Source organism: Streptomyces sp. NPDC003011 (assembly GCF_053591515.1).
Genome location: NZ_JBSFTY010000001.1, coordinates 122,845 through 142,646 on the forward strand (window position 1 = coordinate 122,845; position 19,802 = coordinate 142,646).

The 19,802-nt window shown below is 73.0% G+C and carries 17 protein-coding genes; 6 read left to right on the forward strand and 11 right to left on the reverse strand.

Translation table 11 applies throughout. The features are described 5' to 3' along the window. Nucleotides 1-8 precede the first annotated feature (8 nt). Nucleotides 9-923 (reverse strand): SDR family NAD(P)-dependent oxidoreductase, encoded by a 915-nt coding sequence (locus ACWD0J_RS00540; RefSeq protein ID WP_451493488.1) that lies wholly within the window; start codon nucleotides 921-923, stop codon nucleotides 9-11. A gap of 82 nt (nucleotides 924-1,005) precedes the next feature. Here ACWD0J_RS00540 and ACWD0J_RS00545 point away from each other — a divergent pair, with 82 nt between their 5' ends. Beyond that, the gene (locus tag ACWD0J_RS00545; RefSeq protein WP_451493489.1) at nucleotides 1,006-1,941 is read left to right on the forward strand and encodes a cyclase family protein; all 936 of its coding nucleotides are present in this window, start codon (nucleotides 1,006-1,008) and stop codon (nucleotides 1,939-1,941) included. Between the two features lie 422 nt (nucleotides 1,942-2,363). On the opposite strand, the gene ACWD0J_RS00550 is transcribed toward ACWD0J_RS00545, so the two are convergent. The 4 genes from ACWD0J_RS00550 to ACWD0J_RS00565 all read right to left on the reverse strand — a co-directional run bounded on the left by ACWD0J_RS00550 (nucleotide 2,364) and on the right by ACWD0J_RS00565 (nucleotide 6,592). Continuing rightward, on the reverse strand, nucleotides 2,364-2,825 hold the full coding sequence (locus ACWD0J_RS00550) for an ATP-binding protein (protein WP_451493635.1): 462 nt from the start codon (nucleotides 2,823-2,825) through the stop codon (nucleotides 2,364-2,366). Nucleotides 2,826-3,279: 454 nt separating this feature from the next. Next, nucleotides 3,280-4,257: an acyl-CoA dehydrogenase family protein gene (locus ACWD0J_RS00555; protein WP_451493636.1), complete on the reverse strand. Its 978-nt coding sequence runs from the start codon at nucleotides 4,255-4,257 to the stop codon at nucleotides 3,280-3,282. Between the two features lie 8 nt (nucleotides 4,258-4,265). Next, complete coding sequence (locus tag ACWD0J_RS00560; protein ID WP_451493490.1) at nucleotides 4,266-5,399, reverse strand: acyl-CoA dehydrogenase family protein; 1,134 nt, start codon at nucleotides 5,397-5,399, stop codon at nucleotides 4,266-4,268. Further along, complete coding sequence (locus ACWD0J_RS00565; RefSeq protein ID WP_451493491.1) at nucleotides 5,399-6,592, reverse strand: amidohydrolase family protein; 1,194 nt, start codon at nucleotides 6,590-6,592, stop codon at nucleotides 5,399-5,401. The genes ACWD0J_RS00560 and ACWD0J_RS00565 overlap by 1 nt, the downstream gene beginning before the upstream one ends. Nucleotides 6,593-6,741: 149 nt before the next feature. Between ACWD0J_RS00565 and ACWD0J_RS00570 the strand changes: the two genes are divergently transcribed. Beyond that, entirely contained in the window at nucleotides 6,742-8,253 is a 1,512-nt protein-coding gene (locus ACWD0J_RS00570; RefSeq protein ID WP_451493492.1) for a class I adenylate-forming enzyme family protein, read from the forward strand. 481 nt (nucleotides 8,254-8,734) lie between these two features. Here the strand turns inward: ACWD0J_RS00570 and ACWD0J_RS00575 are convergent, their stop codons facing one another. Further along, the gene (locus tag ACWD0J_RS00575; RefSeq protein ID WP_451493493.1) at nucleotides 8,735-9,247 is read right to left on the reverse strand and encodes an EF-hand domain-containing protein; all 513 of its coding nucleotides are present in this window, start codon (nucleotides 9,245-9,247) and stop codon (nucleotides 8,735-8,737) included. A gap of 197 nt (nucleotides 9,248-9,444) precedes the next feature. Beyond that, nucleotides 9,445-9,825: an STAS domain-containing protein gene (locus ACWD0J_RS00580; protein WP_451493494.1), complete on the reverse strand. Its 381-nt coding sequence runs from the start codon at nucleotides 9,823-9,825 to the stop codon at nucleotides 9,445-9,447. A 364-nt stretch (nucleotides 9,826-10,189) separates the two neighbouring features. Between ACWD0J_RS00580 and ACWD0J_RS00585 the strand changes: the two genes are divergently transcribed. Both ACWD0J_RS00585 and ACWD0J_RS00590 read left to right on the forward strand, forming a co-directional pair. Further along, complete coding sequence (locus ACWD0J_RS00585) at nucleotides 10,190-10,771, forward strand: sigma-70 family RNA polymerase sigma factor (RefSeq protein ID WP_451493495.1); 582 nt, start codon at nucleotides 10,190-10,192, stop codon at nucleotides 10,769-10,771. After that, nucleotides 10,768-12,219, forward strand: coding sequence for a maleylpyruvate isomerase N-terminal domain-containing protein (locus tag ACWD0J_RS00590; RefSeq protein WP_451493496.1), 1,452 nt, complete (start codon nucleotides 10,768-10,770; stop codon nucleotides 12,217-12,219). The genes ACWD0J_RS00585 and ACWD0J_RS00590 overlap by 4 nt, the downstream gene beginning before the upstream one ends. Before the next feature lie 36 nt (nucleotides 12,220-12,255). Here the strand turns inward: ACWD0J_RS00590 and purU are convergent, their stop codons facing one another. Together purU and ACWD0J_RS00600 are read right to left on the reverse strand one after the other, a co-directional pair. Continuing rightward, nucleotides 12,256-13,137 (reverse strand): formyltetrahydrofolate deformylase, encoded by an 882-nt coding sequence (gene purU, locus ACWD0J_RS00595; RefSeq protein WP_451493497.1) that lies wholly within the window; start codon nucleotides 13,135-13,137, stop codon nucleotides 12,256-12,258. A 68-nt stretch (nucleotides 13,138-13,205) separates the two neighbouring features. After that, a complete protein-coding gene (locus tag ACWD0J_RS00600; protein ID WP_451493498.1) occupies nucleotides 13,206-13,703 on the reverse strand; it encodes an SCO4402 family protein in 498 nt (165 codons plus the stop codon). A gap of 117 nt (nucleotides 13,704-13,820) precedes the next feature. On the opposite strand from ACWD0J_RS00600, the gene ACWD0J_RS00605 reads away from it, so the two are divergent. Next, on the forward strand, nucleotides 13,821-15,122 hold the full coding sequence (locus ACWD0J_RS00605) for an ABC transporter substrate-binding protein (RefSeq protein ID WP_451493499.1): 1,302 nt from the start codon (nucleotides 13,821-13,823) through the stop codon (nucleotides 15,120-15,122). Nucleotides 15,123-15,179: 57 nt separating this feature from the next. On the opposite strand, the gene ACWD0J_RS00610 is transcribed toward ACWD0J_RS00605, so the two are convergent. Beyond that, the gene (locus tag ACWD0J_RS00610) at nucleotides 15,180-17,123 is read right to left on the reverse strand and encodes a hypothetical protein (RefSeq protein WP_451493500.1); all 1,944 of its coding nucleotides are present in this window, start codon (nucleotides 17,121-17,123) and stop codon (nucleotides 15,180-15,182) included. Nucleotides 17,124-17,380: 257 nt separating this feature from the next. Continuing rightward, on the reverse strand, nucleotides 17,381-18,766 hold the full coding sequence (locus tag ACWD0J_RS00615) for a transcriptional regulator (protein WP_451493501.1): 1,386 nt from the start codon (nucleotides 18,764-18,766) through the stop codon (nucleotides 17,381-17,383). A 328-nt stretch (nucleotides 18,767-19,094) separates the two neighbouring features. Between ACWD0J_RS00615 and ACWD0J_RS00620 the strand changes: the two genes are divergently transcribed. Continuing rightward, entirely contained in the window at nucleotides 19,095-19,748 is a 654-nt protein-coding gene (locus tag ACWD0J_RS00620) for a bifunctional DNA primase/polymerase (protein ID WP_451493502.1), read from the forward strand. The last annotated feature ends 54 nt before the right edge of the window (nucleotides 19,749-19,802 follow it).

The following is a 19,802-nucleotide window of genomic DNA, read 5'->3' on the forward strand; positions in this document are numbered from 1 at the left end:
GCACCGAACTACCGGGTGTTCGGCCGGGCCCCCTCCTTCGCCGCTTCCTCCATCGCCGCGAGCCGCTCCAGCATCGGCATGGGGTCCACCCCGACCGACCCCGGCAGGAACTCCGCGATCCGCTCCGGTGTCCACGCCCCCTGCGCGTACGCCGACCGCAGTTCCGCCGGCTGGGCCCACACCGCGATCTTCGGCCCGGCGACCGTGTAGACCTGCCCGGTGATCCCCTGCTCCCGCGCCCGCTCCGACAGCAGGTAGACCACCATCGCGGCCACGTCCTCCGGCTCGCCGATCTCCGTGAGCTCCATGGGGACGTTCGCCGACATCCGCGTACGCGCCACCGGCGCCACCGCGTTCGCGGTCACCCCGTACTTGTGCAGCCCGAGCGCCGCGCTGCGGACGAGCGAGATGATCCCGCCCTTCGCCGCGCTGTAGTTGGCCTGCGACACCGATCCCTGGTGGTTGCCGCTGGTGAAGCCGATCAGCGTGCCCGACCGCTGCTCCCGCATCACCGCCGACGCCGCCCGGAACACGGTGAACGTGCCTTTGAGGTGGGTCGCCACGACCGCGTCCCACTCCTGCTCGGTCATGTTGAACAGCATCCGCTCGCGCAGGATCCCGGCCACGCACACGACCCCGTCGAGCCGTCCGTACGAGGCCAGCGCCACCTCGGTCACCCGCCGGCCACCCTCCATGGTGGAGATGTCGTCGGCCACCGCGACCGCCTCGCCGCCCGCCGCCTCGATCTCCTTGACGACGGACTCGGCGACCTCGCTCGTCGGCGCGGCTCCGTCCACGCCGACGCCGTAGTCGTTGACGACGACCCGCGCGCCCTCGGCCGCCGCGGCCACGGCCACGGCCCGCCCGATCCCCCGCCCGGCGCCGGTCACGGCGATCACCTTGCCAGCCAAGAAGTTCCCCACTCCGGCCCCTTCCCGCGGTTTCTGACGGTCCGTTAGATTTTTGCCCTGCCGGACAGCCGGAGACAAGCCCCGGGGAGAACGGATGTCACCGTCCACGCTCCATCCCGCGTTCCACGACATCGCCGAGCGCGTGAACAACTGGGGCCGCTGGGGGGCCGACGACGAGATCGGCACCCTCAACCTGATCACCGACGAGGCCGTCCGCGAGGCCGCCGCCTGCGTCCGCAGCGGGCGCCGCGTCCCGCTGGCGCTGCCCCTGAGGCAGGACGGCGTGCAGACCGGGCTGATCCCCGGGCGGGTCAACCCGCTGCACACCATGGTGCAGATCAACCAGGAGATCTTCGGCCCGGGGACGGTCGCGTGCAGCGACGACGCCGTGACCATGGGGCTCCAGGCGGCCACCCACTGGGACGCGCTCACCCACGTCTCGCACTCGGGCCGGCTCTACAACGGCCGTGCGGCCGACACCATCACGCCGCACGGCGGCGCCGCCTTCGCCGGGATCGACAAGGCCCGGCACATCGTCTCGCGGGGCGTCCTGCTCGACGTGGCCCGGGCGCACGGCAGGGACCGCCTCGACGGTTCGCACGCCGTCACGCCGGAGGATCTCGACGCCGCCGAGGAACTCGCGGGCACGCGCGTGCGCGCCGGTGACATCGTGCTCGTACGGACCGGGCAGGTGCGGGTGTACCTGGCGGGCGACAAGGAGGCGTACGGCTATCCGTCGCCGGGTCTGTCGATCCGCGCTCCGGAGTGGTTCCACGCGCGCGATGTCGCCGCCGTCGCCAACGACACCCTCACCTTTGAGGTGTTCCCTCCCGAGATCGATGATTTGTGGCTTCCCGTCCACGCGCTCGATCTGGTGGAAATGGGGATGATCCAGGGCCAGAACTGGAATCTCGAAGAGTTGTCCACAGCCTGTGGACAAGAACGGCGGTACGCGTTCCTGCTGTCGGCGATGCCGGAGCCGTTCGTCGGTGCGACGGGAACCCCGGTGGCGCCGGTCGCCCTGCTGTGAGCAAGGCCGGACGGCGGCGCACGACTGCCCGCCCCGAGCACGGCAACCCGCGCCGCCGTCCGACTCCGGCGTACCCGCCCCGGCTCCCGTTGGCCCTGAGGAAACCGACGCCGCGTCGCGACCCGCACTCGCCGAGGGCTCCCGTCACCGGAGCCCTCGCCGTCCCCTCACGGCGAATCGCTGACCACCAGCGTGATCAGCCAGTCACCCGGCGTCAACACCCGTTCGGGGATTTACCACTTACGAACCTTTTGTCATGGGCGCGCACAGATGCACGTCCCGGCGCACGGCGCGGCACCGATCAAGGACGACCGCACCGCCCGCGACCCGGTCCGCCCGCGAACCGCACCGCCCGCGACCCCGTACCGCTTGCGCCCCGCACCGCCTAGGGTCACACCACCTCGGGCCACACCGCCCGCGGGTCACACCGCCTCGAACGCCAGCCCCTCGTACGCCGACAGGCCGCTGCCGCAGACCGTCACGGCGGACCGGGACTGCGCGCACCGGTCCAGTTCGCACCAGATGCGCTTGCCGGCGCCCTCGGGGCTCCAGCCCCAGCGGTCGGCGAGTCCGTCGACGAGGGCGAGGCCCCGGCCGCCGGTCTGCTCGCCGTCCACACACCGCGGCACCGGGGCGCGGTCGCTGTGGTCGGCCACCTCAAGGCGGACGGTGGCCGACTCCGTCGCCACCGGCGGCAGGGAGAGCCGCAGCACGGCCGGACAGCCGGTGTGCACCACGGCGTTGGTGACGAGCTCGGAGACGAGCAGGATCAGGGTCTCGGCGAGCGGCTCGTCGGCCTCTATGCCGGACCCGGCGAGGCGCGAGCGGGCCCACTTACGGGCACGTCCCACCTCCGCGGGGTCGGGCCGGATCTCCAGCTGCACTTGAAGCACCTGCACCGCTCACACCATCCGAACCGGCGGACACATAGCCTCGCGCCTCACGAGGGCCACGATCGTAGCCATTTTTTGCATGACCAGAACAACGGCCAGAGTCAGGGTCACGGAACGTGAGTCCCTTGTGGGACAGCATGGTTGACGTACAGTCACCCCAACAAGCGCTTCGGGCATATTCCAGCGCGAAGGAGTACCCGTGCGGCATACTGTGCGACGCTCGCCGTCAGGGGTCGAACAAGCAGGGGTAACACCGGCGTAGCTCGTGCTCGGGACCACTCGCATCTCACCCAAGGTACCGGAGCGACCGGTCGACTCCGGGATGTGACGAGTCCCCTCAGGACACAACCCGGTATCAACGCTCCGTGATGACGCAGTGCCACGATCCCTGACATCCGTCCGGCGCGTCCGGCCGACACCCCAGTCCAGCGGGGCCCGCGAGCCTTCAGGCCATCAAGTCGGCGGCGAGCCTCTCCTCACTCTCCGTGACGCCGCCACCACGCTGGGCCCGCACCCAGGCGCGCTTGAGATGCAGATGCACCTCGCTCTCCCAGGTGAAACCCATGCCGCCATGCACCTGAAGACAGTCCCGCGTGCTACGCAGGGCGGCCTCGTCGGCGAGCAGCCGGGCCGCGGCGATGTCGGCGGGGTCCGCGGTGACGGCGGCGGCGTACACCGCCGCGCGGGTCACCTCGGCCCGCACGAGCATGTCGGCGCAGAGATGCTTGACCGCTTGGAAGGCGCCGATCGGCTGCCCGAACTGCTCACGCGTCCGGGCGTGTTGCACGGCCAGCTCGCACACACGTGTGGCGGTGCCGAGCTGCTCGGCGGCGGTGAGCAGGACGGCGACGGGTGCGGAGTCCGGGGCGGGTACGGGGTCCGGGCCGGGACCGGGGTCCGGGCCGGGACCGGGGTCCGGGCCGGGAGCGGGAGCGGGGCCCGTGCCCCGCGTCGCCGGGTCCGGCACCCGGTGCAGCGGCGTCAGCGGGTCCACCGACCGCAGCGCCACGGCCTGCCCGGGCCGCGGCGGCGGCGCCCCGTCCGCGTCCCCGTGGACGACGTCCGCCGCAGCCAGCCACTCCACCAGGACGCCGTCGACGGCCGCCACGACCACCTCTCCGGTGGCCGCGCCCGGCACGGACCCCGCCGCGAGGTGGGTGGCGATCAGCGGCCCGGGCAGCAGGGCGCGCCCCGCCTCCTCGAACATCAGGACCGCCTCGGGCAGGCCCAGTCCGACCCCGCCGTCCGCCTCGGGCAGCCGCAGCGCGAAGAAACCCGCCTCGCCGAGCTCGCGCCACAGCGCCCGGTCCAGGCCGGGGGCGTCCACGGCGGCCCGCAGTGCCTCGCGGCCGAAGCGGCGGGCCAGCAACTGCCGTACGCCGTCCCGCAGGGCCCGCTGGTCGTCGGTGAGGTGGAACCGCACGGCCGCCGTCACCGGCCCTTCGGGAGTCCGAGGAGGCGTTCGGCCACGATGGTGCGCTGGATCTGGGAGGTGCCGGCGGCGATGGTGTACGACAGGGAGGACAGCCGGTCCGGGGTCCACGGCCGGTCCAGGTCGAGGGAGTCCGGGCCGAGGACCTCGGCCGCCGCGTCGTACAGCTCCTGCCGGGCGTGCGAGTACCGCAGCTTGAAGACCGAGCCCCCGGCGCCCGGGACGCCCCCGCTCGCCTCCGTCGCGCTCACGTTCCACTGGGTCAGCCGCCACAGGGCGCGGAACTCGGCGTTCAGCCGGCCCAGCCGGCGGCGGAGCGCCGGATCGTCCCAGCGGCCGTTCTCCCGTGCCGTGCGGGCGAGTTCGCGAAGGACGCGGCGGCAGGCGACGACCTCGCCCGCGAAGGCCGTGCCGCGCTCGAAGGACAGGGTCACCATGGTCACGCGCCAGCCGTCGTTCTCGTCGCCGACCCGGTGGGCAGCCGGGACGCGCACCTCGTCGAGGAACACCTCGGCGAACTCGGCCGGCCCGGCGAGGGTGCGCAACGGCCGTACGGTGACGCCGGGCGCGTCCATGGGCATGGCCAGCCAGGTGATGCCCCGGTGTTTCGGCGCGGAGGGGTCCGTGCGGACCAGCAGCTCGCACCAGTCGGCGACCTCGGCGTGCGAGGTCCAGATCTTGGAGCCGCTCACCACGTAGTGGTCGCCGTCCCGCCACGCGCGCGTGCGCAGGGCCGCGAGGTCGGATCCGGCGTCCGGCTCGCTGAAGCCCTGGCACCAGACCTCCTCGCCGCGCAGGATCGGCTCCAGCCAGCGCGCCCGCTGCCCGGCCGTCCCCTCGGCGGCGATCGTCGGCCCCGCGTGCAGCAGCCCGACGAAGCCCGCCCCCACGTAGGGCGCGCCCGCCTTCTCCGTCTCCTCAAGGAAGATCAGGCGCACGCTCGCGGACGCCTCCCAGTGCACGTGCGCGTACCCGGCGTCGTACAGCATCCGCTGCCAGCCGAGGTCGTAGGCGCGGCGCCCGGGCCAGTCGTCCGGGGAGGGCCTCGGCGGCAGCGTGGGCAGCGCCTGGGCCAGCCATTCCCGCAGCCGGGCCCGGAACTCCCGTTCCTCCGGGGTGTCGGCGAGGTCCACTAGCGGTCCAGGTCGAGGCCCAGCATGCGGATCGCGTTGCCCCGCATCAGCTTGTACACCGTCTCGTCGTCGAGGCCCTTCACATGGTCCAGGGCGACCTCCTTGGTGTGCGGGAAGGTCGAGTCGACGTGCGGGTAGTCGGTCTCGAAGGTGGCGTTGTCGCGGCCGACGACGTCCAGCGAGGCGACCCCGTGCTTGTCGCGGAAGAAGCAGCAGAAGATCTGCCGGTAGTAGTACGTCGACGGCGGCTCGGGAATCGTGTCGCGGACGCCGCCCCAGGCGCGGTGCTCCTCCCACACGTCGTCGGCGCGCTCCAGGGCGTAGGGGATCCAGCCCATCTGCCCTTCGCTGTACGCCAGTTTGAGCCGGGGGAACTTCACGAGGACGCCGCTGAAGAGGAAGTCCATCATCGAGGCCATGGCGTTGTTGAAGCTGAGCGCGGCCTGCACGGCGGGCGGGGCGTCGGGCGAGGCGGCCGGCATCTGCGAGCTGCTGCCGATGTGCATGTTGACGACCGTGCCGGTCTCCTGGCAGACCGCGAAGAACGGGTCCCAGTAGCCGGAGTGGATGGACGGCAGGCCGAGGTGGGTGGGGATCTCGGAGAAGGTCACCGCCCGCACCCCGCGGGCCGCGTTGCGCCGGATCTCCTCGACCGCGAGGCCGATGTCCCACAGCGGGATCAGGCACAGGGGGATGAGCCGGCCGCCGCTGCCGCCGCACCACTCCTCGACCATCCAGTCGTTGTAGGCGCGCACACAGGCCAGCGCGACCTCCTTGTCGTGCGCCTCGGCGAAGGTCTGCCCGCAGAAGCGGGGGAAGGAGGGGAAGCAGAGGGAGGCCTCGACGTGGTTGAGGTCCATGTCCGCGAGCCGCGCCACCGGGTCCCAGCAGCCCCGCCGCATCTCCTCGCGGGTGATCCCCTCCAGCGTCATCTCGTCCCGGTCGAAGCCGACGGCGGCGATGTTGCGCTTGTACGGGAACTTCAGGTCCTCGTAGATCCACCAGTCGGTCGGCTGGCCGTCGGGGTCCATGGTGATCCGGTACGTGCCGGCGACGTAGGCGAGTTCCCCGATACCGGCGGTGAGGGGCTTGGGACCCCGGTCCCGGTACTTCCGCGGCAGCCAGGTCTCGAAGAGGTGCGCGGGTTCGATCACGTGGTCGTCCACGCTGATGATGCGGGGCAGTTCGGTCATGGGTCCCCTCCGCCTGGCACATGGTCATCTGATGGGTCGTCAGATTAGGCTCCCCCAGCAGGCTAGTCGCACGCCTCTGGACCGACAAGGCGCCGAGCCCTACGCTCTGCCCACCATCTGACTGTCCGTCAGCCACACAGGGGGCCGCCGTGAACGACACCGCCCACGCGCTCAGCGAGTCCCGCACCCTCTGGGACCTGGTCGCCCGCCGCGCCGACCTCACCCCCGACCGTCCCGTCCTCCTCCAGGACGACCGCTCCCTGAGCTTCGGCGAACTGCGCGACCGGGCCGAGCGGGTGGCGGCGGGGCTGTACGACATGGGCGTACGCCCCGGCACCGTCGTCGCCTGGCAGCTGCCCACCCGGATCGAGACGGTCCTGCTCTCCTTCGCGCTGGCCCGCCTGGGCGCCGTACAGAGCCCGGTGATCCCCTTCTACCGGGACCGCGAGGCCGGGTTCGCGCTGCGCGAGTCCAAGGCGGAGTACTTCGCGGTGCCGGGCGAGTGGCGCGGCTTCGACCACACGGAGATGGCGCGGCGGCTCGGCGCGAAGGGCGTCTTCGAGGCGTACGACGTGCTGCCCGACGGCGACCCGTCCGCGCTGCCCGCCCCGCCCGCCGACGGCACCTCCGTGCGCTGGATCTACTGGACCTCCGGGACCACCTCCGCCCCCAAGGGGGTCCTGCACACCGACCGTTCCCTCATCGCGGGCGGCTCCTGCCTCGCCCACGCGCTGCGCCTGACGGCGGACGACGTGGGCTCGATGGCCTTCCCCTACGCCCACATCGCCGGGCCCGACTACACGGTGATGCTGCTGCTGTACGGCTTCCCCGCGGTGCTGTTCGAGCAGTTCGCGCTGCCGGCCGCGCTGCCGGAGTACCGCAGGCACGGGGTGACGGTGGCGGGCGGGTCCACGGCGTTCTACTCGATGTTCCTGGCCGAGCAGCGCAAGCAGCCGGGCGTGCCGGTCGTCCCCTCGCTCCGGCTGCTCGCGGGCGGCGGGGCACCCAAGCCGCCGGAGCTCTACCACGCCGTCGTACGGGAGATGGGCGTGCGGCTCACCCACGGGTACGGCATGACCGAGGTGCCGATGATCACCATGGGGTCGCCGGACGACACGGCGGAGAACCTCGCGACGACGGAGGGACGTCCGCCGCGGGGGATGGAGATACGGATCGTGGACGGGGAGGTGCGGCTGCGCGGGGAGGCCGTCTGCCAGGGCTATCTGGATCCCGCGCAGACGGCGGAGGCGTTCGACGAGGACGGGTTCCTGCGCACCGGGGACCTCGGGCGGCTGACGGACAGCGGGCATCTGGTGCTCACCGGCCGGCTCAAGGACGTGATCATCCGCAAGGGCGAGAACATCTCGGCGCGGGAGATCGAGGACCTGCTGCACGCCCACCCGGCCGTCGGGGACGTGGCCGTCGTCGGACTGCCGGACGCGGAGCGCGGGGAGCGGGTCTGTGCCGTGATCGAGACGGCCGGGCAGCCGGAGGGAGCCGAGGAGCTGACCCTGGAGAAGGTGACGTCGTACCTGCGCGCGGAAGGCCTGTCACCGCACAAGCTGCCCGAGCAGCTGGAGGTGGTGGACGCCCTTCCGCGGGGCGAGACCCTGCGGAAGGTCCTCAAGTACCAGCTGCGGGAACGGTACGCGGGAGCGTGAGCCGCGGGGTGGGGCGACGGGCCGCCGGGGGGCGGGGGCGGGTCGCCCTGGGAGGCGGTGGCGGGCCGCCCAAGGGGCGATGGCCGGTCGCCCGGGGAACGGCGGCGGGCCACCCGCGAGGCGACGGTAGTGGGCCGCCCGAGAGGCGGCGGCCGGTCACCCCGGAGGCGGCGGCCGGTCGCCCGAGAGGCAGTGGCCGGTCGCCCGGGAGGCGGTAGCCGGTCGCCCAGGAGGCGGCGGGTCACCCAGGAGGCGGCGGGTCACCCGGCAGGCAGTGGCCGGTCGCCCCGGAGGCGGTAGCGGGCCGCCCAAGGGGCGACGGCCGGTCGCCCGGGAAACGGCGGCGGGTCACCCGCGAGGCGACGGTAGCGGGTCGCCCGGGAGGCGGCGGCCGGTCACCCCGGAGGCGGTGGCCGGTCGCCTCGGAGGCGGTGGCCGGTCGCCTCGGAGGCGGCGGGGCGCCCGGGGGCGTCGGCTGTGGTTACTCGGGGACCGTGAAATAGCGGGCGAACGCCGTCACGATCTCCGTCTCGCCGACCTTGCCGTCCGCGTCCGTGTCCAGGGCCGCGGCGGCCGTCCGGGCGGTCTCCTCGCCGGCCCCGAGGGCCCTCAGCACCCGCACGGTGTCCTCGACGGTGGCCCGGCCGTCCCCGTCGGCGTCCGCGACGGCGAGCGCCGCGTGCAGGAACGGGCGGGCGATCTCGGCGAACCGGTCCGGGTTGTCGCGCAGCCGCTTGAGGGCGCCGTTGACGAACTCCTCCCGGGTGATCCGCTGGTCGCCGTCCCGGTCCGCTATGCCGGCCATGCCCTGCCAGAACGCCTCGGCTCCGACATACAGCGCCTGCCCCTTGTCGGAGCGGGCCGCCGTACCGAACTCCGCGAGCAGCGCCTTGGCCGCCACGTTGAAGTCCGCGCGGTCGATGTAGCCGTTGCCGTCCTGGTCGAAGGTGGCGAACCGGGCGGCGATCCTGTGCTCGTACTCGCTGCTGGCCATGTGTGTTTCGGACCGCCTTACGTCACGTCGGGTGCATCTGGCACGGAGCGTACGACGGGAACGCCCCGTGGGGCGCGCGAAAAGTGGCGCTTGTGCCGAGACCGGGGGAATTTCGGGACAACGGTGTGGCGCAGCCGTGCTGTGGTCCACCGCGGGAACGGGAGCGACGGCCCACGCCGGCGCCGGTTCCGTCGGCGTCACGCCGACAGCGGGTCCGCGCCCTCCCGCACCGCGGAGTCCACGTCCGGGTACACGTCGAACAGGCGGCGGACGCCCAGCGCGCCGAGGACCCGGTTGACGTGGGAGCCGTCCTCCGCGCCCTGCGCCGGGAGTATCAGGCGCAGGCGGCCCTGGCACGAGCTCATCAGGCGGCGGGAGGCGATGAGGACGCCCACGCCGCTGGAGTCGCAGAAGAAGACGTCGGAGAGGTCGAGGACCAGACTGTGGCGGCCCTCGGCCACCTCGTCGTGCACCCGCTGACGCAGCAGCGGGGAGGTCACCAGGTCCAGCTCTCCCGACACCCGGAGCACGGCCCACCCATCCTGCTCACCGCCGGTCACATTGAACGCCACCACCATGCCCTTCGTTCGCCGGAAAGCAAACGGAAGCTCTCCCTACGCTTCCTTGCAGCGCGGCTGCCCAGCGGCCGTTCCCTGAAACACGGGCCCGGAAACGGAAACCGGTCCGAAGAGGCTTGTTCCAGTCGCCTTCGATCCTGTTCGATCGTGTCTGGTCAACGAGTGGAGGGGTAGGCGAAGGTCCACTACCACCTGCGCTCCTCAGGGGGCGCGCATTGCGACAAAGGGGCGTGCGCTGTCGGAGGTGCCGACTACATTCGAGGAGACGGTGGGCGCAGGCTTGACAGGAACAGGAACAGGAACAGGGATCGGGGCCGGGGCCGGGACACGAATGGCCGGGACACGAGCAGGGTGAGGGGGCCGCATGGCGAAGAAGGACGCACCGCCCCGCTGGGACCGCAAGATGCAGCAGCGGCTCGCACGCGGTGAGGCGGCCGCCCTCGGCGAGCTCTACGACCGGTTCGCCTCGCTCGTGCACGGACTCGCGCACCGCGTGCTCGACGACGAACGCGCCGCCGACCGCATCACCCGCGAGGTCTTCACCCACGTCTGGGAACACCCGGACTCCTACGACCCCAAGCAGGGCCCCCTGCGCTCCTGGGTCGCCACGCTGACCCACCGCCTCGCCGTGCAGCGGCTGCGCGCCACCGAGTCCGCCGCACTGGCCCAGGAGGGCCACGGCACCACCGAGGATCTGGAGCGCAAGGTCCGCCACGCCTCGGTCGCCGCCCGCGCCGACTACATCGTCCAGTCCATGCCCGCCCCGCTGCGCGCCGCCCTGGAGCTGGCCTACTTCCAGCGCCGCGACTACCGCCAGACCGCCGCCGACCTCGGGGTCACCGAGGACGAGGCCCGCCGCCGCCTCCGCCTGGGCCTGCAACTGCTGTCCACAGCCCACGACACCGCCGCGCCCGGAGCCCCGCCCGGCTATGGAGGTGCGGCATGACCGGCGCGGGCGGGCCCCATGAGAGCGGGTCCCACGAGGGCGACCCGGGCCACCCGGGCGACGAGGACGCGCGGCGTGCCGGGCACGGCGACGCCGACGGTCCCGGCGCGCCGGGCGGACCGGGCGGACCGGGCGGACCGGGCGGACCGGGCGGACCGGGACACGGTGACGGTCCCGGAAACGGCCCCGGGAACGGCCCCACCCCCGGCCCCGATCCCGACCCCGGCCCCGACCCTCAGCCCTGTATCCCCATGCCCCGCGCCTCCGTCGAGGACGGGGGACGGTCCCTGCCCGCACCGGAGGAGCTGGGGGATCTCGCACCTCCGCCCGCGCCGCTGGTCCTGGAGCACCACGTCCTGAAGGCCCTCCTCGGGGCGTGGGCGCTGGCCGCCTGCTCGCCGGAGGAGACGGCGGCCGTCGAGGAACACCTCGGCGACTGCGGATCCTGCGCGGACGAGGCGCTGCGGCTGCGCGGGGCGGTCGGCCTGCTGCACCGTCCGGAGAGCCTGGACCTGGACCCCGGCCTGCGCACCCGCGTCCTGGGGAGCTGCCTCGGCCGGCGCCCGCCGCGCATCCCGGTGCCGGAGTGGGCGACCCCGTACGACGCCGAGACCGCCCGTCTCGACGCCCTGCTCCAGGACATAGGCGACGCGGAGTGGCACGCGCCCGTGCGGCTGCGCTGGTTCGAGGGCGACAGCGCGACGAGCCGTCGTACGACGGTCGCCGGGGTCATCGCGCACCTGCTGACGGTCGACGGCCTGGTCGCGGTCGCGCTCGGCCTCGACGACCCGCTGGGCGACGTCGGTCCCCGGGCCCCGACGCCGGCCGCGCGCACCGAGGCGTACTGGCGGGCCTCGCGCTTCCCGCCCACCCGGGCCGTGCGGGCGCCGTGGCGGGAGCAGAGCCACGACCTGGTGCGCGCGGTGTCGTTCACCGACGGCGGCGCCGGGAAGCCGGCCGTCGCGTACGGCGACTTCGAGCTGCCGTTGCCCGACGCGATGCTGGACCGCGCCTTCGAGTGCTGGGTGCACGCGGAGGACATCGCCGACGCGGTGGACTACCCGTACGACCCGCCCTCGCCGCGCCATCTGCACCGCATGATCGACCTCGCGGCCCGCATGCTGCCCGGCGTGCTGGCGGTACGGCGGCGGACGGGGCTCGCCGCACCGGCCGCGGGACGCCACCTGGTGCCGGCCGGTGAGCCGGGCCGCAGCCTGCGGCTGGAGATCGAGGGCCTGGGCGGCGGCGACTGGCTGGTCCCGCTGGACTCCCCCGCCGCGGTGGGCTCCGCCGAGCACGAGGTGGCGCATGTCGCCCTGGACGGCGTGGAGTTCTGCCGCCTGGCCGCGGGCCACCTGTCCCCGGCGGAGGCGGCGGCCGGCCAGGACGGGGACCGGGAGGCGATCAGAGACGTCCTGTTCGCGGCGGCGTCGCTGAGCCGCATGTAGGGAGGGACGGGTGCGGAGGAGCGGGCGGCCGGGCGACTACGCGAACACCACCGTCCGCCGCCCGTTCAGCAGGATCCTCCGCTCCGCGTGCCACTTCACGGCCCGCGCCAGCGCCTGGCACTCCACGTCCCGCCCGATCGCGACGAGCTGGTCCGGCGTCACCCCGTGGCCCACCCGCTCGACCTCCTGCTCGATGATCGGCCCCTCGTCCAGGTCCGCCGTCACATAGTGAGCGGTGGCCCCGATCAGCTTCACGCCCCGCGCGTGCGCCTGGTGGTAGGGCTTGGCGCCCTTGAAGCTCGGCAGGAAGGAGTGGTGGATGTTGATGATCCGCCCGTTGAGCTGCTTGCACAGGTCGTCGGAGAGCACCTGCATGTAGCGGGCGAGCACGACCAGCTCGACGTCCAGCTCGCGCACCAGCTCCAGCAGCCGCGCCTCGGCCTCCGGCTTGGTGTCCCTCGTCACCGGAATGTGGTGGAAGGGAATGTCATACGACGCCACGAGCTCAGCGAAGTCGGTGTGATTGGACACCACCGCGGCGATCTCCACCGGCAGCGCGCCGATGCTGGCGCGGAACAGCAGGTCGTTCAGACAGTGGCCGAACTTGCTGACCATCAGGACGATGCGCATCTTCTCGTCGGCCCGGTTGATCTGCCAGTCCATGTGGAAGGCGTCACCGATCGCCGCGAAGCTGGCCCGCAGCTTGTCCACGGTCACCGGCGCGTCCGCCGAGAAGTGGACCCGCATGAAGAACAGTCCCGTGTCGTGGTCGCCGAACTGCTGACTGTCCTCGATGTTGCAGCCGGTCATGAACAGGTAGCTCGACACGGCGTGCACGATGCCCTGCTTGTCGGGGCAGGCAAGGGTGAGGACGTACTGGTCGGCGGGTGCCGCGGCTCGGGTGGACTGGTCGTTCATGCAGGACAGGGTCCCATATCCGCGGCCCGTGCCGTCCAGCCGTCTCGCTCCGCAGACCCCGTGCGTCCCTAGGACCTGGTCATGATGTGCAGCACCTCGAGCGTGCGCGGCGGCGCGTCCGGGTCCTCCCCGTCGGCCGTCGCCATCCGGACGTGCGCGTCCCGTGCCGCCCGGACCGCGTCCGGCCAGCCGGAGTGGTCGACGTACGCGGAGACCGGGGCGTCCGGCCCGACCTGGTGCATGATCCGCAGCACCCGCAGGACGGCGGTGTCGACGAGTGCCGCCTCCTGGGAGTCCCGGAAGATCGTGCCGACGTACTTCTCGGCGGACCAGTTGTCCAGCCAGGTGTCCTCGACCAGGCGGTACACGGCGTCGGTGACGTCCCCGTACCCCTCGGCACCGGCCAGCCAGACGTCCCGCTGGAACACCGGGTCGGAGAGCATGTGCAGCGCGGAACGCACGTTGCTGCGCCAGCGCCACCACGGCACGTCAGTGAGGGGCATACCGCCCATGGTGGATGAGCGACGCCCGCGACGGGAAGAGTTCTCCGAACCTTGCACGGTCATCGATCGTACGTTCCCTTCCTCGGAGGCGTCACCACCCCCCGCTGTTCACCCTCACGTCACCCGTCACTCACCAAGGGTCACACCCAGGTTAGTGATGTGACGGAAGCGTGTGTGCCCATGACCGGCAGGCGACGCTTCCGCAGCAGCTTCCTCCCCACGTTCACCCGGCCCGTCAGAGCGAGCGCCGTCACGGTGGCGGCCCTGGTGGCGTGTGCGGCGCTCACCGCCGGATGCGGGGTCGTCCCCGGTACCACGGAGGACTCCGGGGACGGCCCGATCAAGGTCATGACCTGGGCCCCGGAGGACACCGACGCGACGAACAAGCCGGGCATACCCGCCTTCGCGAAGGCCTACGCCCGCTGGATCAACGCCCGGGGCGGCGTCAACGGCCGCGAGCTCACCGTCCTGACCTGCAACGACCGTAACGACAGCGCGACCGCGGCGAAGTGCGCCCAGCGTGCGGTCGACGAGGACGTCGTCGCGGTCGTCGGCTCCTACAGCCAGTACGGCGACGCCTTCCTGCCTCCCCTGGAGGGCGCGGGCATCCCGTACATAGGCGGTTACGGCGTCACCGCCGCCGAGTTCACCAGCCCGCTCTCCTATCCGGTCAACGGCGGGCAGCCCACGCTGCTGGCCGGCCTCGGCCGGGCGCTGACCGACTGCGGGCCCGTCGCGCTGGTCCGGCCCGACAACATCGCGGGTGACGAACTGCCCACTCTGCTCAACTCCGGTCTCACGGCCGGCGGACACGCGGCCACCGACGACGTACTGGCGGCGGAGGACGCCACCGAGTACTCCGAGCAGGCCGAGCAGGCGCTCGCGAGGACGACCACCGACCCGGCGGAGAAGGGCTGTGTGGTACCCGCGCTCGGCGACCGCACCGGCACCTTCATGGACTCCTTCCGCCGCGCCCGCGAGGACTACCCCGGCGTCCGGACCGCCATGGTGCTCGGCAACGTCGACCAGACGGAGATCAACGCCTCCGGCGGGCAGTCCGGGCCGTACGAGGGGTCGTACATCACCGGCTGGTACCCGGTGGAGACGGACCCGCGCTGGAAGCAGATGAAGAAGATCGTCAGCGAGCAGGCGTTCGGCGACAACCGTATCGACGCCGCGGACACGGGTGTGCAGACGACGTACATCGCGTACACCGTCTTCACACAGGTCGTCGAGTCGCTGAACGGCGCGGTGACCGCCGACGCCCTGCGCGGCGTCCTAGACGACGGGCTGAAGGTCACCACGGGCGGACTGACCCCGGCCCTCCGGTGGGACTTCCAGGGCCCGCTCGCCGCCGTCGGCTTCCCGCGCCTGGCCAACACCGTCGTGTCCCTTCAGGTGGTCAGGAAGGGCCGGCTGGTGCTGGCCGAGAAGGACTTCACCGACGTCACGGACACGCTGAAGAACGCCGAGCTGGACTGAGGGACCGGACCGGACCGGCGGGCCGGACCCCTCAGCCACGGGTCGGGTGCGCAGGGATCACAGCTGGGTCGGCAGGCGCTCGGTCAGGCCGTACGTCTTCGCGATCGCGTTCCACAGCTTCGCCGCCTTGACCTTCTCGGTGCTGGCGGTACCGCTGGCCCGGTTGCCCGCCGCCGTCTGGTCGGTGCTGCGGGCCTGGCCCTTCTTGCAGCCCTTCTTGCCGGCCGCCTGGTCCGCCCAGGCCGCGTAGTGGCTGTCCGCCGACGCGGACGCCTGCCAGGCCTTCTTCAGGGCCTCGGTCAGCGCCGCGTTGTCGGGCAGCTTGTCGACCGGGAGCTCGGCGAGCCGGGTCACCAGGCCGGTGCGCTGCTGGGCCGCGCCCCGCAGGTCCTTGGCCGCCTGGGCGAGGTTGTCGCAGGACTTCACGTCCTCCACCGCGTTGATCACGGTCGTCCGGCTGCTGCCGCTGTCCGCGAGCAGCTTGTCCAGGGCGACGGCCTGCTGCTCGGCCGGATCGGCGGACGGCGAGGCGGAACCGTCGGTCGCGGGGGCCGTCGCGGAGACGGGCTGGTTCGTGACCTCGCCCTTGTCGTCGCCCCCGCCGGCGAGCAGCGCGCCCGCGCCGATGCCGAGGACGGCGATACCGATGCCGACGGCGGCGATCACCGGCACCCGCGATCCGCTCCGACCGCCCCGGCCGCCACCGCGGGGGCCGTCCCCGTCGTCGTACGCGCCGTGCCGTCCGCCGCCCGCGCCCGGCGGGGCGTACGACGGCTGCGTGGACGGCTGCTGGAGGTGGGGCAGCTGCTGGGTCGCCGCGGCCGGGCTCTGCCCGGCGTCCGGGCCGCCGCGGAAGAGGTTGTCGAACTCGGCCGGCGGCTGCCGGTCCCCGCCCTGCGGTCCGCCGTAGGGCGCCGCGCCCGGCTGCTGTCCGGGCACGGGGGCGATGTACTGCGTGGCCTCCGCGTCGGGACCGGCGGCGGGCGGCAGGGGTCCCGCTCCGGCGGTGGGCGGGAGCGGTCCGGCGCCCGGCCGGGAGCCGCCCCGCGGTCCGCGGCCCAGGAACTGGGTCGACTCGGCGGGCGACTCGGCTCCCGTCTCGGGCGGCAGCGCCCCGGGCCCGACGGGCGGGAGGTACTGGGTGGCGCCCTCGTCCGGCGACGCGGCGGTCTGCCCCGGATACCGTCCGGCCCCGCCCTCCCCGGCGCCGGGAGCGACCGGCGGGAGGTACTGGGTGGCCCCTTCGTCGGCGGGCGGCAGCGGTCCACCGCCGGGGGCGCCGTATCCGTCGGCGGGAGGCAGAGGGGCGCCCTGGCCGACGGGGGGCAGGTAGTAGGAGGTGGGCGGGTCGCTGCTGTGTCCCGTGGGCTGCGGCGAGGCTCCGGCCCCGGCAGAGCCGTAGGCGTCGGCGCCGTATCCCGACGCGTGCCCGCCTTCCGGGGGAAGGGAGGGGGACGGGGTCCCGCCGGGTGTCTGCGTCGTGCCCCAGGACTGCACGGGCGGAGCCTGCCAGCCCTGTTCCGGCTGCTGGGTCCGCTCCGGCTGCTGGGCCTGGTGCTGGTCCGGGCCCCACTGCGTGCCCCAGGCCTGTCCGCCGGCCGGCGCCGAGCCCGGCCCGGAAGCCTGACCCGACGTCTGCCCCTGCGCCTGGCCGTACACCGGCCCGGACTCCTGGCCGTACCCCTGGCCGGGCTGCTGGCCGTACGCCGGGGCGGGCGCCGCGCCGTACGCCGGCCCGGACTCCTGGCCGTACCCCTGGCCTGGCTGCTGGCCGTACGCCGGGGCGGGCGCCGCGCCGGAGCCCTGGTCGCCGTACGACCCGTCCGGCCCCTGCCCGTACCCGGCGCCGGGCGCCGGGGCCGGAGCGGGACGGCCGGGGCGGTCGCCGCCGTATCCGCCTGTCGTGCCCGGCAGCAGGGGTTCCCCACCGTCGGAGGGCAGCACGATGCCTTCGCGCGCTTCGCGCGCCGAGGGCTCCTCGCCCTGTCCACTCTGCGTCACCGGGACTCCTACGAATGGGGGACTGTCGGAATCGTCGGTTCACGCTACCGGGTCCCCGAAGCCGCGTGCTACGCAGCTCAGGCCGTGACCCGGGTCCCTGTGACCGCCATAACAGCTCCACCACCGGATTCCGGCGGTCACGGTGGCGAAACCGCGTCCCCATCCGTTGTGAACAGCCCTCTTGTCCGCTGGATATGCCCCCTTTCCTCCGCCCCGCCTTCGATTCCCGTCCGTTCACCCCCGCGGAGCGCTCAATTTCACGCCGCCGCCTGGAGGTCCATCCGCGCCCCGAACTCCCTTACCACGGGCTCGTCCTGGAACGGCTCCAGCCGCTGCTGGAAGTCGTCCAGGTACTCGGCGCCCCGGTTGGAGCGGAGGGTCTCCAGCAACTCCACCGCCTTCATGCCGGTGTTGCAGGCCTGCTCCACCTCTCGCTGCTGGACCTGCGCGGTGGCGAGCAGCACGTAGCCGATCGCCCTGCGGCGGGCCCGCGACTCGGGGTGCCCGGCCAGGGACTCCCGGGCGCACCGCGCCGCCGCCTCGGCCTGACCCAGGTCACGGTGGCAGTGCGCCAACTCGTCGGCCAGATACGCCTCGTCGAAGTGCGCGATCCACGCCGGGTCGTCCCCGGAGTCCGGGTCCGCCGACTCCAGCGCGCTCACCGCGCGTCCGGACGCCGCCTGGGCGGCCCGCGCGTCGCCCAGCAGGGCGTGTCCGCGTGCCTCGGCCGCGGCGAACATCGCCTCCGCGCGCGGAGTGACGCGCCCACGCGCCCCCTCCTGCGCCGCCCGCGCCAACTGCGCGATCTCGCGCGGGTTTCCGAGCTGCGCGGCGAGATGGCTCATGGACGCGGCGAGGACGTACCCGCCGTAGCCGCGGTCGCCCGCCGCCTGCGCGAGCCGCAGCGCCTGGATGTAGTACCGCTGGGCGAGGCCGGGCTGGCCGGTGTCGACGGCCATGTAGCCCGCCAGTTCGGTCAGTCGGGCCACCGCGGCGAACAGGTCACGGCCCACCGCCTCCCGGTACGACCCCGCCAGCAGCCCGGAGACCACGCTGTTGAGGTAGTGCACGACGACCGGGCGCACATGCCCGCTGCCGTACTGGTGGTCCAGGTCGACCAGCGCCTGCGTCATCGCCTTGACCGCCGCCACGTCGGACGGCCCCACCCGGGGTCCGGCCGCGCGCGCGACCTGCGAGTCGGCCCCGGAGATCAGCCAGTCGCGGCTGGGCTCGACCAGCGCGGACGCGGCGACGGACGAACCGGACAGGAAGTCCCGGCGGCCCACATCACTGCGCCACAGCTCACACACCTGCTCGATGGCCCCCAGCACCGTCGGCGAGAACTGGAGCCCGACGCCCGAGGCGAGGTTCTTGCCGTTGGCCATGCCGATCTCGTCGATCGTGACCGTACGGCCGAGTTTGCGGCCGAGGGCCTCCGCGATGATCGCCGGAGCGCGTCCGCGTGGCTGCTGTCCGCGCAGCCAGCGCGCCACCGACGTCTTGTCGTACCGGAGATCGAGTCCGTGCTCGGCGCCGCACATGTTGACCCGGCGGGCGAGCCCGGCGTTCGAGCAGCCCGCTTCCTGGATGAGCGCCTGCAGCCGTTCGTTCGGCTGCCGCGCGACGAGAGGCCTTGCGGCCATGGCGTACCCCCTGTGGCTGCGGTGCCTGCCCGCGCACCGAGTTGACGTGTCTTCCACGGACGGACTTCTCGAACTCCTCAGGAACGACAGGAACGGGAAGATCCGGCCGTGAAGATCAATGCCCCGCACGCAGGACGAAAATGCGAGGCTTGCGCGGATTGCCGGGGTAAAGGCGGTTGCCACCCCCCACCTGGTTACCCGGCTCTCGCTCCGATTCCTCCCGCGCGCCCCCGCACATGCATCCATGCGCCCCAGATGCGGAACCGATGCTCCTCCCCCGCGCGCGCTACAGCCGTAACCCGAGGTGGGCGCGGGAGTTGAGAGGAGCGTGGAAGAGACGATCGCGGGCACCGAAGCCGCTCAGATTCCGAAGCAGCGCGGGGAATCGCTGCTGGATACAGCCGTACGCTACGCCGAGGAGCGCCACTGGGACGTCTTTCCCGGGACCTGGCTGGAAGCGGCGGACGGGGTGCAACGCTGCTCGTGCGGCGACGCCGCGTGCGCCGTACCCGGCGCGCATCCGGCGCGCGCGGACTGGCCGACACAGGCGACCGGCAGTGCGACCGTGGCGCGCCGGATGTGGCAGAAGCAGCCGACGGCGTCGATCCTGCTGCCCACGGGCCGTACGTTCGACGCGGTCTCCGTGCCGGAGACGGCCGGGTTCCTCGCCCTGGCGCGGATGGAGCGGATGGAGCTGACGCTGGGTCCGGTGACGCTGACGCCGGACCGGCGGATGCAGTTCTTCGTGCTGCCGGGCGCGTCGGTGAAGGTTCCGGAGCTGGTGCGCAAGCTGGGCTGGTCCCCCTCGTCGCTGGACCTCGTCGCGCTGGGCGAGGGTTCCTACGTGGCCGGGCCGCCCACGCGGCTGGGGTCCTCGGGTGCCGTGCAGTGGGCGTGCCGGCCCACGCCGGCCAACCGGTGGCTGCCGGATGTGGAGGAGTTGATCTCGCCGCTCGCCTATGCGTGCGGGCGGGACCGGTAGCGCCTTGTGTCCCGCCTCGTGCCCTTTGTCGGCGGCTGCGGGCAGGCGGGGCCG